This window comes from Pseudomonas sp. D8002 (assembly GCF_013385695.1).
Taxonomy (GTDB): Bacteria; Pseudomonadota; Gammaproteobacteria; order Pseudomonadales; family Pseudomonadaceae; genus Aquipseudomonas.
The window spans coordinates 267,754-280,782 of sequence record NZ_JACAPM010000006.1 but is presented as its reverse complement, the minus strand read 5'-3'; the positions used below and the strand labels follow the sequence as shown (position 1 = coordinate 280,782).

The following is a 13,029-nucleotide window of genomic DNA, read 5'->3' as shown; positions in this document are numbered from 1 at the left end:
GCCGGAGTGCGGGCATGCCGAGCCTAGGCGAGGCACCGAGTGGTGGGGCAAAGCGTTTTTTGGTTACTTTTTTAGGCGTTTGTAAAAAAGTGACCCGCTGTAAGAGCGGAACCATAAGCAGCCGTTACCGCAGCAACGGATATGTACCCAAAACCAACATTAAGGATTCCGAACACTCAAAAGACTCATCAACCCCGCCAACGGAAAATCCCCCTCCAACTCCGCCAAACTCGCCGTACTCATAGCCTGCGGCTGCCGAAAATGCCCATGCTGCAAATAACTGATCAGCCCCCCCACAAACGGCTGATGACTAACCAACAACACATCATCGTCATTATCGAGATGCTTGAGCACCTCCAGCGGATTACTCTCGGGCGTCAACCAAGGCACAGTGCGGATCTCAGGCTCAAACCCCAACGCCTCCCGCACCAACTGCGCCGTCTGCTGCGCCCGCACATACGGACTGGCAATAATCGCCCGCACAGGCTGCCCAATCAGATGCCCCGCACTGCGCAACACCTCATCGCGCCCATGGGCCGTCAAATTACGCTCGGCATCCGTACGCGCATGCCCCTCGGCCTCACCGTGACGCAACACCCACACCTTCATAGCTTGGGTTCCTCATCACGCGCCGGATGCGGTGCAGGCGGCACACTGTGAGCAGCCTCACCTTCCGGTGCACGGGGCGTCGGCCAATCGGCAAACGGCCAAGGCTTCTGATCACTGTGAAAACTGCCAAACCGCCCAATCTGCGCCAAGAACTGACTCAGGCTGTCACCAAAATTCATCAGCCCCAGGTTCGGCGCCCCATACACCAGGCGATAAACCAGTTGCACCACCACCAGCGCGCCCAGCAGAAACTGCGCCACTTGCCACACCAGGGCAAACACCAGCATCCACAGCACACGCAGGCCAATGGATTCGTACTTGGGAGCTGCTTTCGGATCGTTCATGACGCGTTCCTCAGTTGAAACCACTGGTGGAAATAAAGTCGACATCGGTCTTCGGCTCGGCGCGCATCAGCAACTCGATGACCTGGTTCAAGGTGCGCCCTTCAAACAGGATCGCGTGCAACCCGGCAACCAGCGGCATATACACCCCGACCTCCTGAGACTTGGCCTTCAGCACCTTCAGGGTGTTGACGCCTTCCGCCACTTCGCCCAAACGCGTCACGGCGTCTTCCAGGCTCAAGCCCTGGCCAAGGGCAAAACCGACCTGATAGTTGCGGCTTTTCGGTGACGAGCAGGTGACGATCAGGTCGCCCACACCCGCCAGGCCAAGGAAGGTCATCGGGTTGGCGCCCTGATTGACCGCAAACCGGGTCATCTCGGCCAGGGCGCGAGTGATCAGCATGCTCTTGGTGTTTTCACCCATGCCCAGCGCAACCGCCATGCCGGCGATGATCGCGTAGACGTTCTTCAACGCCCCGCCCAGCTCGACGCCGAAACGGTCGGCACTGGCGTACACGCGGAAGGTGCGACCGTGCAGCACCTCCTGCACCCGCTCGCAGAGTTCTTCGTCTTCACTGGCGATCACCGTGGCAGTCAGCGCGTGCTCAGCCACTTCCCGCGCCAGGTTCGGCCCGGACAACACGCCAATCCGCGCTTCGGGGGCGATTTCTTCAAGGATCTCGCTCATCAACTTGAAGGTGTGCGCCTCAATGCCCTTGGTCAGGCTCACCAGCAGCTTGCCCGCCAGCCGCTCGGCATGGGGTGCAAGCACCGAACGCAAAGCGCTGGAGGGCAGCGCGACGAAGCACAGGTCGCACTCGTCCAGCGTCGCCTGTAAATCAGTCACCGGCTCCACGGCCGGCAGAATCTTGATGCCTTTAAGGTAACGGGGGTTTTCCCGGTTGACCCGAATGGCTTCGGCTTGCTCGGGGTCACGCATCCATTGGCGCACCCGGTGACCATTTTCAGCCAGCAGATTAGCCACGGCGGTACCAAAACTTCCGCCTCCCAGGACCGCAATAGGGCGCTGTTCAGTCATATGCAATCCGTTAATCCATAGCAGTGGCGATGGCCGCATTATACGGAGCGACCCGCCTGCGGCCAGCCCCCGCGTCAATTCAAACGCTTGTCGGAAAATGCGACATTTGTGCGAAGTAATTACAGGGCCGACGACTGGCAAAAGGCCCCACCTCAGTTAACATGGGCGGCTATCCGTAATTATCAAGGCCGTGCCGTGTATTTGGGCCCTCCTCCACGCTCATCCCTTCTGCTGACGTTGTTGTGCATGCCGTGGTGCAGTGTGCCGGTGCTGGCTGACGACCTGTTCCTCGACAGCCAGCCGCTGCCGCAGGTGCTGACCGCCACCCGGCTCAAGCAATCGGCCGCCGCCGTGCCCGGCAGCATGACGGTGATCGACAGCGAGCTGATCAAGGCCAGCGGCGCACGGGATATCCCCGAACTGCTGCGGCTGGTGCCCGGGATGATGGTCGGCTACACCACCGGCAACCAGGCCGCCGTGAATTACCACGGCACCCAGGCGGGCGATGCGCGGCGCATGCAGGTGTTGATCGATGGGCGCTCGGTGTACCGCGCGGGCCTGGCCACGGTGGACTGGAGCGATATTCCGGTAGCCCTGGAAGACATCGACCGCATCGAGGTCTTCCGCGGCCCCAATACCGTCAGCTACGGCGCCAACGCGCTGATGGCCGTCGTCAACATCCTCACCCGCTCGCCGGCCAACAGCCATGGCACGCGGATGAAACTCACCCAGGGCGGCCGAGGGATCAACGACTGGTACGCCAGCCAGGGCATGGGCTGGGACACCGGCGATTTGCGCCTGTCACTCTCCGGTCAACAGGACGATGGCTTTGACAGCGACCGCGTGGGCGCTGACCGCCGCGACGGGCGCCGCCTGAACCGCTTCAGCCTGGCCGTGAGCCAGACCCTGAATGCGCAACAAAGCATCGACTGGCAACTGGACGCCAAGGAAGGCACCAACCAGCGCCCTTACACCTACCAACCAGTGTTCGACGGGATTACCGAAGGCGGTAACAATTCCGACGTCAGCGCCAAGGACTATGCCGGTTCCCTGCGCTGGAACTTCGATTTCAACCCCGATCACAGCCTGTATATCCAGGGTTCGGCCCAGCAGTGGGATCGCCGGCAGATCTGGCGCGCGTGCGATGCCAAGGTCTCGTTCAGCCCGGAACTGACGCAGCTGTGGCAGCTCAACCCCAACTATGCCGAGCGACTGGCCCGGCACATGAACAACTTCAACCCAGGCAACCTCCCACCCGGCAGCGCCGCCGAGCAGGCACTGGCCCGCCAGGTGCTCCAGCAATGGGGAGACGGCGGCAAGGACCCGGTCTGCGGCAACATCGACCAAAGCACCAAGGAAAGCCGCTACGACCTGGAGCTGCAAGACACCCTCAGCCTGTCCGACAGCCTGCGCCTGGTCAGCGGCATGAACTACCGCTACGACCGCGCCGACTCCGACACCTACTTCAACGGCACCCTGGACGACACCACCTGGCGCCTGTTCGGCCACCTGGAATGGCGGGCCAGCGAACACTGGCTGCTGCAGGGCGGCGCGATGTACGAAGACACTCACCTGAGCGGCAACTCGCTGACGCCACGGGTGGCCGTCAACTACCTGATCAACCCGCGCCACGGCCTGCGCGCGGTGTACTCCGAAGCCATTCGCTCCCCGGACATGTTCGAGAACAACGTCAACTGGAGCTACCGCGTCACCAACCTCAGCTCGCCGGCCTACGGCCAGAACTCCGGCCAATACTTCGTGGTGACCCGTGGCCCGGGCAACCTCGACAAAGAGCTGATGCGCTCCCGGGAGCTGGGCTACAACGGCTTTTTTGCCGACATCGGGCTGAACGTCGACGTGAAGCTGTTCTACGACGAAATCAGCGAAATGGTCAGCGAGCCGCTGCGCAACAACCAGTACATCGCCAGCAACTCGAACAGCTCGCGCTTTACCGGCACCGAAACCCAGCTCGACTGGCACATGAGCACCGCCGACCGGCTGCGCGTCACCTATGCTTATGTGGATGCCAGCGCCACCAACCCCCTGGACAGGCAGCAGACCGCCCGCAACAGCGGCTCGGCCGGCTGGATGCGGGAATGGGGCCATGGCTGGTCCAGCGCGGTGTTCTACTATGGCGACGATGCGCTCAACCAGTATCGCTTCGAACGGGTCGACCTGCGGGTGGCCAAGCGCATTGCCTTGGGCAAAGCCAACGTGGAGCTGGCCGGCATGTTGCAACAACGCCTCGACAATCAGCCCACCACCTGGCCCGACAACAACTATGACCAACGCCACGTGCTCTACTTCAGTGCGGAGTTAGAGTTCTAGTGGACAGCGACTCGTCACGGATGACCCTGCCCTTTACCGCCCGGCTCTGGCGGTGCTGTGTGTTGCTTGGGGTTTTACTGTTTGCCGCACCGACATGGGCAGCGGATATCCTGCTGACCGCCGACGAAGACGGCCCGGGCGTACAAACATTCGTCCAGGCCCTGGCCCTGCAGCGTCCCGAAGACAGCGTGAAGTTCACCCCGCTCAAGGACCTGCCCGCCCCCGCAAACTTGCCGACCAGCACCCGCCTGATCCTGCTGGACCTGCCCAGCCTTGACTGGCGCCTGCAAGACGCCCAGGGCCCACCGACCCTGGTGCTGCGCATCAGCCGCCTGCAAGCGCGCCAGCGCCTGGGTGCCACGTTGCCTGCGAAGATCAGCCTGCTGTGGAGCGACCCACCGCTGGACCGACAACTGCGCCTGATCACCGGCATCCTGCCTCAGGCCCGGCGCATCGGCGTGCTCTATGGCATCGACAGCGAGTTCCTGCTGCGCGAGCTGCGCCAGTACGCCGCGCCCATGGGCCTGGAGATCGTGCCCCAGCTTTGGGAAAACATTAATGACAGTCGCCCGCTGCAAAGCCTGTTCAAGAACAGCGACGTCTTGCTGGGGCTGGATGATCCCCAGCTGTACAACCCGAAAACCGCGAAAAACCTGCTGCTCAGCAGCTACGCCAGGCAATTACCACTGGTCGGGCCCAACGCCGGGTTCGTCAAGGCCGGCAGCCTGGCCAGCACCTACAGCGATCAGACCGACTGGCTGGATGTGCTCGACCGCCTGCTGGATCATGCGCCGGCCAGTTGGCCGCGCTCGATGTACCCGGAACGTTTCAAAGTCGTAGGCAACCCGCAGGTTGCGCGCTCACTGGGGATCGAACAGGTGGACGAAACCAACGTCGCCGCCCACCTGGCCGAAGGAGAAAAACGCCCATGACATTTCGTCGCCGTTGGGACATCAACACCCGGACCCAGCTCATTACCCTGGGCCCGGCACTCCTGCTGACGCTGCTGTTGATCAGCTTCTTCACCTTCGTGCGGATCCAGGACCTGCGCCAGGAACTGGACCACACCGGCCAGTTGATCGCCAACCAACTGGCGCCGGCCACCGAATACGGGGTGATTTCCGGCAACAACGACGTGCTTGAAAGCCTGTTGCGGGCCACCCTCGCCACGCCGCACGTGCGCTTCCTGGAGATTCAGGACAGCGCAGAAAATATCCTGGTGTATGTCGAGCAACCGTCGGAGAAGCACGATCGCTCGCTGTCGGTGAAAGTCTTCCAGGCGCCGGTTCGCCTGCAACATATCCAGCTGGGCAATGACTTCTTCCAGGACAGTACTGCCGAGCCCAAGGCCCCGCGCGCGGACTACCTGGGGCGAGTGATTGTCGGCATGTCCAACGATGCGTTCAGCCAGCGCCAGCAGGAAATCCTGTTCAAGGCCGGGATTCTCGCGCTGTTCGCCCTGCTGTTTACCTTCCTGCTGGCCCGGCGCCTGGCGGCCAGCCTGTCGCAACCGATCAGCGCCATGGGCAATGCGGTCAAGGCGATCCAGCAGGGCGATTACCAGACGCCGCTGCCCATCGTGGATGACTCGGAGCTGGGCGACCTGTCGCGCCACATCAATAACCTCGCCGATGGCTTGAACCAGGCCAGTCGTGAACAGCACCAGGCCATGGCCCAGTTGATCCAGACCCGCGAAGAAGCCGAGCGGGCGAACAATGCCAAGTCGGACTTCCTGGCGATGATGAGCCATGAATTGCGCACGCCGATGAACGGGGTGCTGGGCATGCTGCAACTGCTGGAAACCACCGACATGACCGAGGAACAGACCGAATACGCGGCACTGGCCTCGGAGTCCACCGAACACCTGCTGAAGGTGATCAACGACATCCTCGACTTCTCGCGCATCGAGCGCGCGGCCCTGGAGCTTGAGCACATTCCGTTCAACCTGGTGGAGCTGATCGGCAGTTGCGCCCAGGCCTTCCAGCACGCCGCCCAACAACGCGGGCTGGCGCTCGAAGTGCCGATCCCCCAGGGCCTGGGCTCGCTGCAAGTACAGGGCGACCCGACCCGCATCCGGCAGATTTTGGTGAACCTGATCGGCAATGCCCTGAAGTTCACCGAGCAGGGCACCGTCACCGTCGAACCCCACTGGCAGACCCTGGACCATGAATTGCTGTGGTTCACCTGCACCGTGCGCGATAGCGGGATTGGCATTTCCGCCGAGCGCCTGGAACTGATGTTCGATGCGTTCCAGCAAGCCGACAGTTCCATTTCAAGACGTTACGGCGGCACCGGACTGGGACTGCCTATCGCACGCACCCTGGCCGAACGCATGGGCGGCACCCTGCGCGCCCAGAGCGAAGAAGGCCACGGCTCGGTGTTTACCCTGGAAATTCCGCTGGCGATCTACCAGCAGAGCTTGCCGGTGCTCGCGCCGAATACCGAAGGCAATGCCCGTGCGGGCGAAGGGCGCAACGTGTTGCTGGTGGAAGACAACCCGGTCAATCGCACGGTGGTCGAAGCCATGCTGCGCAGCCTGGGGTTCGAGGTGAGCATCGCCACCGACGGCGCCGAAGCGATTCGCAGCGCCGAAAGCCTGATTTTTACCGCAATCCTGATGGACTGCCGACTGCCGGGCATCGATGGCTACGAGGCTACCCGGCAGATTCGCCAGTTGCCCGGTTGCGCCGAGCTGCCAATCATTGCCCTCACGGCCAATGCCTTGCAGGGCGATCGCGAAGCCTGCCTGGCAGCTGGAATGAACGATTACCTGGCAAAGCCGTTCAAACGCACGGATTTGCAGCAAATCCTGCAGAGATGGGTGCAGTAACACGGTGCCATCAGCCAACTGCGACTGGCGTGAAAGACGAAAGTGCGGCAGTCTTAGGCACCCGAACGGGCCCGTAAACCGGCCCGGTTTATAATTTCAGTGCACAAGTGTACATTCATGACCTTGACGCTGTGACTTTCACTACAACGCAATAGTCTATGTGTAGGCTGCCGATATGAGGCATGAACGCTTCAGTCGGCCGGGAAGATTTGCCCTGCCCTGCCGCATGGGATTATTGAGGAGCTCGCATGACCAAACAAAACGCCTTTACTCGGGAAGACCTGCTGCGCTGCAGTCGCGGTGAGCTGTTCGGCCCAGGTAACGCGCAACTGCCCGCCCCGAACATGCTGATGGTGGATCGCATCACCCATATCAGCGAAGAGGGTGGCAAGTACGGCAAAGGTGAATTGGTCGCCGAGCTGGATATCACCCCTGACCTGTGGTTTTTCGCCTGCCATTTCGAAGGCGATCCGGTGATGCCGGGCTGCCTGGGCCTTGACGCCATGTGGCAGCTGGTCGGTTTCTACCTGGGCTGGCAAGGCCTGCCGGGCCGCGGTCGCGCCCTGGGTTCGGGCGAAGTGAAGTTCTTTGGCCAGGTCTTGCCGACCGCCAAGAAAGTCACTTACAACATTCAAATCAAGCGCGTCCTCAAGGGCAAGCTGAACCTGGCCATTGCCGATGGTTCGGTGACTGTCGACGGTCGCGAGATTTATACTGCCGAAGGCCTTCGGGTCGGCGTATTCACTTCCACTGACAACTTTTAAGGGTTATCCGCATGCGCCGCGTCGTTATCACTGGTCTGGGCATTGTTTCGTGCCTGGGCAATGACAAAGAGACCGTCTCCGCTAACCTGCGTGCAAGTCGCCCTGGCATCCGCTTCAACCCGGAATATGCCGAAATGGGTCTGCGTAGCCAGGTTTCCGGCTCCATCGACCTGCCCCTCGAAGAACTGATCGATCGCAAGATCTATCGCTTCGTCGGCCACGCAGCCGCTTACGCCTACCTGGCCATGAAGGACGCGATCACCGATTCCGGCCTGAGCGAAGACCAGGTATCCAACGTGCGCACCGGCCTGATCGCCGGTTCCGGTGGCGCGTCGACCTTGAACCAGATGGAAGCGCTGGACATCCTGCGCGAGAAAGGCGTCAAGCGCGTTGGCCCGTACCGCGTCACGCGGACCATGGGCAGCACCGTTTCCGCCTGCCTGGCCACGCCGTTCAAGATCAAGGGCGTGAACTACTCGATCTCCTCCGCTTGCGCCACCAGTGCTCACTGCATCGGTACCGCTGTAGAACAGATCCAGTTGGGCAAGCAGGACATCGTGTTTGCCGGCGGCGGTGAAGAAGAACATTGGAGCCAGTCGTTCCTGTTCGACGCCATGGGCGCCCTGTCGACCCAGTACAACGAAACCCCGGACAAAGCCTCCCGCGCCTATGACAAGAACCGTGATGGTTTCGTCATTGCCGGCGGTGGCGGCATGGTGGTGGTCGAGGAGCTGGAACACGCCCTGGCCCGTGGTGCGAAGATCTACGCGGAAATCGTCGGCTACGGCGCGACTTCCGACGGCTACGACATGGTTGCGCCAAGCGGCGAAGGCGCCATCCGCTGCATGCAGATGGCCATGTCCACCGTTGATACCCCGATCGACTACCTGAACACCCACGGTACTTCGACTCCGGTCGGCGACTCCAAGGAAATGGAAGGCGTGCGTGCGGTATTCGGCGACAAGGCTCCGGCGATCAGCTCTACCAAGAGCCTGTCGGGTCACTCCCTGGGCGCCGCTGGCGTTCACGAAGCGATCTACTGCCTGCTGATGATGGAAGGCAACTTCATGGCAGGTTCTGCCAACATCGAGGAACTGGACCCGGACGTGGCTGACATGCCTATCCTGACCAAGACTCGTGAAGATGCGACCATCAATACAGTGATGAGCAACAGCTTCGGCTTTGGTGGCACTAACGCCACCCTGGTGCTGAAACGCTGGCAGGGTAAGTAAGCTCTCGCAGCTTGATCGCCTGAAAACGCCCCGACTGGTTCGGGGCGTTTTTTTACCCGTTTACCGCGCTTACAGTGGCTCACTTTTGAAAGCCGGAATGCGTGCCCAGTCAAAAGTAAGCAAAACGCTCTTGCCCGATCACTCGGCACCTCGCTCAGGCTTGAGTGTTTAGAAGCAAAATCAAAAGCTAAAACGGGCACGGTCCAATGTGGGAGCGGGCTTGCTCGCGAAGGTCGTTAACGATGACGCTGGCATACTGATTCAACGCGGCGTTCTCAGGTTTTCGCCGGCAAGCCGGCTCCGACAGAAAAGCGGTTCTGCTTTTGCTTCTAACACTCAGGTCGGCTTCCAGGCCGCCGTGCTCTTGCTTTTGATCTTAGGCGCCCCGCCGACAGGCGGGGCAGAGCGCTTTGGTTACTTTGCCGCTTTTTTGCAAAGTGACTCGCTGTAAGAGCGAAACCATAAGCCGCCGTGACCGCAGCAACGGATATGCCCCCCCCAACAACCTAAACCGAAAACCGAGCCACCATCGTGTTGAGATCCACCGCCAACCGCGACAACTCCTGGCTCGCCGCACTGGTCTGGTTCGCCCCCGCCGACGTCTGCTGTGCCAAATCGCGAATATTCATCAAATTGCGATCCACCTCCCGCGCCACCGCCGCCTGTTCTTCCGAGGCACTGGCAATCACCAGGTTGCGCTCATTGATCAGGGTAAACGCCGAAGCAATCTCCTCCAGCGCCGTCCCCGCCGACTTGGCGATATCCAACGTTGACCGCGCCCGAGTATTGCTCTGCTGCATGGAGCTGACAGCCTGATCAGTCCCCTGCTGAATCCCACTGATCATCTGCTCGATTTCCTGGGTCGACTGCTGCGTACGATGCGCCAAGGCACGCACCTCATCCGCCACCACCGCAAACCCACGCCCGGCATCCCCAGCTCGCGCCGCTTCGATGGCGGCATTCAGCGCCAGCAAATTGGTCTGCTCGGCAATCGAACGAATCACATCCAGCACCTTGCTGATGCCATATACCTTCTGCGCCAGGTCCTCCACCTGAGTCGCATTGGCCGTCACATCATCCGCCAGGGACTCAATCGACAACACCGTCTGATGCACCTGCTCGCGCCCGTGCTGAGCGATACGATCCGACTCCCGCGATGCCTGGGACGTAGCCACCGCATTGCTCGCCACCTCCTCCACCGCCGCCGTCATCTGGTTCACCGCAGTAGCCGCCTGCTCAATTTCCTGACTCTGCTGATGCAACCCACGGGTGGCATCTTCGGTCACGCAACTAAGCTCTTCGGAAGCCGACGCCAACTGGCTGGACGAATCGGAAATACGCCGAATGGTTTCCCGCAGGCTCTCCTGCATGCTTTTCAGCGCCTGCTGCAAACGCGCCGGCTCATCCTGGCCGCTGACAGTAATCACCCCGGTCAGATCGCCACTGGCCACACCCTGGGCGACTTTCAAAGACTGGGATAACGGCAGCACAATACTGCGGGTCAGCAACAATGCCAGGCCGATGGTGATCAGCGCCGTCACGGCAATCATGCCAACCACCCAACTGCGCGATTGCGTGAACACACTTTGCGCCAGGCTCGCCGCCTGATTGGCACTGACCTTGTTCAACGTCACCAGCTCACGCAGGGTACCGGCCAGTTCGTCGGCCAACTGGTTCATCTCGCCGTTGACCACCTTGATCGCGTCTTCCAACTGATTCGCCTGGGAAAACGCCATCACCTGTTCCTGGCGCTGCAGGTAACGCTCTTCCTCGGTTTTAAAGCGATCGAACAGCACCCGCTCTTCAGGCAGCACGATCAAGCCTTCATAGAGGGACTGAGCCTTGTGCAGGCCGCTTTTCAGCTCGGTGATTTTCTGCTCATTCTGCGTGATTGCCTGCGGGTCGCGGTTAAGCAGCAGCCGCAACGTCAGGGCCCGCACCCGCAGCAGGTCCTGATTCATCTCGCCGACCGCCATCACGCTGGGCAGCCAGTTGTTTTCCACCTGGTCAGACTGCTGGCGCATATTGCCCATCTGCAACAAGGCGAACCCGCCCAGGGCAAACACCATCAGCGCCAGCAAACCAAACCCCAGGCCGGCGCGAGGGGCGATATTCAGACTTCTGATATTCATGCTCGGAATCCTTCCAAAAGCGCTGCATCCACCTGCAGCGGGCTCTTGAAAGGTATCGGCGAGTTGAGACTTTTGCCTAAGACGAAAACGCGATATCAAAACGCCTAACGATCGCCCCGCCCCGGCTGTAGCGATTCAGCTAAACCCATCACCTGGGCTTGGGCAGAATCGCCAGGAAATTGTCCCGCGCGACCTTTCTGGCTACATCCTCAGGCAACGCATCGAGGAACGGGTCAAAGCTGCGCATTTCCTTACCGAGCTTGTTGAAGCGTCCTACTACGTCTGAGCCAAGCATGAAGCGGTCCGGGAAGCGCTCCACCAGCTTTACCCACTCAGGGCGTGCCTTTCCCGCCTCATCCAGCAAGTAAGGCGTGAGCACGCTCCAGGACAGGTCGACGTAAAGGTTGGGGTAAGCCTCCAGCATGCGCGCCAGGGTCGGCAGCAAAAAATCCATCTGCGTCTGGTGCCGATGGATCTCCATGCTGCTGCCCGCGTGGGCCCAGATAAACCGGGTGTGCGGGTGATTACGCAGCGGCTCTTCCATTTCCGCCAGGTACAACGGATTTTTCTCACGCTTGGAGGTGATGTTGGAATGCACCATCACCGGCAGATCATTCTCCGCGGCCAGGTGATAGATGCGGGTCATCGCCTCGTTGTTGGCCCTTGGGGTGTCGCCGGAGGTCAGCGCGGTCAGGTCGTCGTGACGGGTGAAGACTTCGCCGATGCCTTGCCAGAGCCCAGGATTGAGATCGAGCATGCGCTGGATATGGGATGCGGCATTTTTATCGTTGGGATTGAAACCACTGAGGAACGGATGAAAGCGCTGACGTTGCTCCGGGCTCAGTTTATTGACCGCATCGGCGACGAACACGTCGGTGGCGCTATACCAATAGGCGTCGGCGTCGTCCCCGGCGTAATAGCGCGGCCGCTTGGGTTCGTCCTCATGCCATTTCTTGGCCACCGGAATGCCGGAAATCATCACGTGCTCGATGCGATTATCGGCCATGGCCTTGAGTAATTTATCCATGCCCGCCGACTCCTGGAAGAAATCGACGTAATGCAGGTGTGCATCGCTGTAGGCATAGTCGCGAGCCTGCACCGCAAGGCTTGCGGCGGTCAGCAACAGGGCAATACTCAGGCGGGTCCGGAGCACGGGGGTATCTCAAACAAGGGCTAATGCCGGTAGACCTCGGACCGCGCCTGCGGGTTCAGCGGTAAACAACGGGGAACACCAACGTGCCAGCATGCTCTATAACTGCATGAGCTTCTTCCTGCCACCCTGTGAGGTTTGCCATGCCTGTTACCGTGAACACGCTGAACGCCGAAAACTTCCGCCACAGCGTCAATATCAATAACCACGAGCTGTTTACCGACCTGCCCAAGAGCCTGGGCGGTGACGATTCGGCGCCCTCCCCCCACGATTACTTCGACGCCGCACTGGCGTCCTGCAAGGCCCTGACCGTCAAGCTCTATGCGCAGAAAAAAGACATACCGCTGACCGGCGTGACCGTGGAAGTCACCCATGACAGCACCGAAGAGCAAAAGGGCAAATACAAGCTCAACGTCAAACTGACCCTCAAGGGCGTACTCACTGACGAGCAGCGCGACGAGCTGCACCGCGTGGCGGATCGCTGCCCGGTGCACAAGCTGATGACCACGGCCGAAGTCACCATTGAGACCCGGCTCTCCGAAGGCGCCTTCAGCCAGTAGCGGCAACCTCCCGTCGAGCGGGTTATGCTCAGTACCATCAGACC

At 60.8% G+C, this 13,029-nt stretch carries 11 protein-coding genes; 6 read left to right on the top strand and 5 right to left on the bottom strand.

The window, feature by feature from the left end; translation table 11 throughout:
- Positions 1 to 159 precede the first annotated feature (159 nt).
- Genes sixA through HX807_RS04635 form a run of 3 tightly spaced genes read right to left on the bottom strand, consistent with a single transcriptional unit; the run spans position 160 to position 1,989 of the window.
- A complete protein-coding gene (gene sixA, locus HX807_RS04645) occupies positions 160 to 609 on the bottom strand; it encodes a phosphohistidine phosphatase SixA (protein ID WP_102606228.1) in 450 nt (149 codons plus the stop codon).
- Positions 606 to 953 carry a DUF4389 domain-containing protein gene (locus HX807_RS04640; protein WP_003210547.1) on the bottom strand — a complete coding sequence of 116 codons (348 nt, stop codon included), beginning with the start codon at positions 951 to 953 and terminating at the stop codon, positions 606 to 608. The genes sixA and HX807_RS04640 overlap by 4 nt, the downstream gene beginning before the upstream one ends.
- A 10-nt stretch (positions 954 to 963) precedes the next feature.
- Positions 964 to 1,989: an NAD(P)H-dependent glycerol-3-phosphate dehydrogenase gene (locus HX807_RS04635; RefSeq protein WP_003210548.1), complete on the bottom strand. Its 1,026-nt coding sequence runs from the start codon at positions 1,987 to 1,989 to the stop codon at positions 964 to 966.
- A gap of 195 nt (positions 1,990 to 2,184) precedes the next feature.
- Here HX807_RS04635 and HX807_RS04630 point away from each other — a divergent pair, with 195 nt between their 5' ends.
- The 5 genes from HX807_RS04630 to fabB all read left to right on the top strand — a co-directional run bounded on the left by HX807_RS04630 (position 2,185) and on the right by fabB (position 9,143).
- Complete coding sequence (locus HX807_RS04630; RefSeq protein ID WP_085984626.1) at positions 2,185 to 4,317, top strand: TonB-dependent siderophore receptor; 2,133 nt, start codon at positions 2,185 to 2,187, stop codon at positions 4,315 to 4,317.
- A gap of 20 nt (positions 4,318 to 4,337) precedes the next feature.
- Positions 4,338 to 5,249, top strand: a complete 912-nt coding sequence (locus HX807_RS04625) for an ABC transporter substrate-binding protein (protein ID WP_177049355.1) — start codon at positions 4,338 to 4,340, stop codon at positions 5,247 to 5,249.
- Entirely contained in the window at positions 5,246 to 7,147 is a 1,902-nt protein-coding gene (locus tag HX807_RS04620; protein WP_177049353.1) for an ATP-binding protein, read from the top strand. The genes HX807_RS04625 and HX807_RS04620 overlap by 4 nt, the downstream gene beginning before the upstream one ends.
- Positions 7,148 to 7,395: 248 nt before the next feature.
- Positions 7,396 to 7,911, top strand: a complete 516-nt coding sequence (gene fabA, locus HX807_RS04615; RefSeq protein WP_003210552.1) for a 3-hydroxyacyl-[acyl-carrier-protein] dehydratase FabA — start codon at positions 7,396 to 7,398, stop codon at positions 7,909 to 7,911.
- Positions 7,912 to 7,922: 11 nt separating this feature from the next.
- On the top strand, positions 7,923 to 9,143 hold the full coding sequence (gene fabB, locus HX807_RS04610) for a beta-ketoacyl-ACP synthase I (RefSeq protein WP_003210553.1): 1,221 nt from the start codon (positions 7,923 to 7,925) through the stop codon (positions 9,141 to 9,143).
- A gap of 506 nt (positions 9,144 to 9,649) precedes the next feature.
- On the opposite strand, the gene HX807_RS04605 is transcribed toward fabB, so the two are convergent.
- Positions 9,650 to 11,275: a methyl-accepting chemotaxis protein gene (locus HX807_RS04605; protein WP_134327086.1), complete on the bottom strand. Its 1,626-nt coding sequence runs from the start codon at positions 11,273 to 11,275 to the stop codon at positions 9,650 to 9,652.
- Between the two features lie 148 nt (positions 11,276 to 11,423).
- Positions 11,424 to 12,428: an amidohydrolase family protein gene (locus tag HX807_RS04600; RefSeq protein ID WP_177049351.1), complete on the bottom strand. Its 1,005-nt coding sequence runs from the start codon at positions 12,426 to 12,428 to the stop codon at positions 11,424 to 11,426.
- 140 nt (positions 12,429 to 12,568) lie between these two features.
- Between HX807_RS04600 and HX807_RS04595 the strand changes: the two genes are divergently transcribed.
- On the top strand, positions 12,569 to 12,985 hold the full coding sequence (locus tag HX807_RS04595; RefSeq protein ID WP_003210558.1) for an OsmC family protein: 417 nt from the start codon (positions 12,569 to 12,571) through the stop codon (positions 12,983 to 12,985).
- Positions 12,986 to 13,029: the final 44 nt, after the last annotated feature.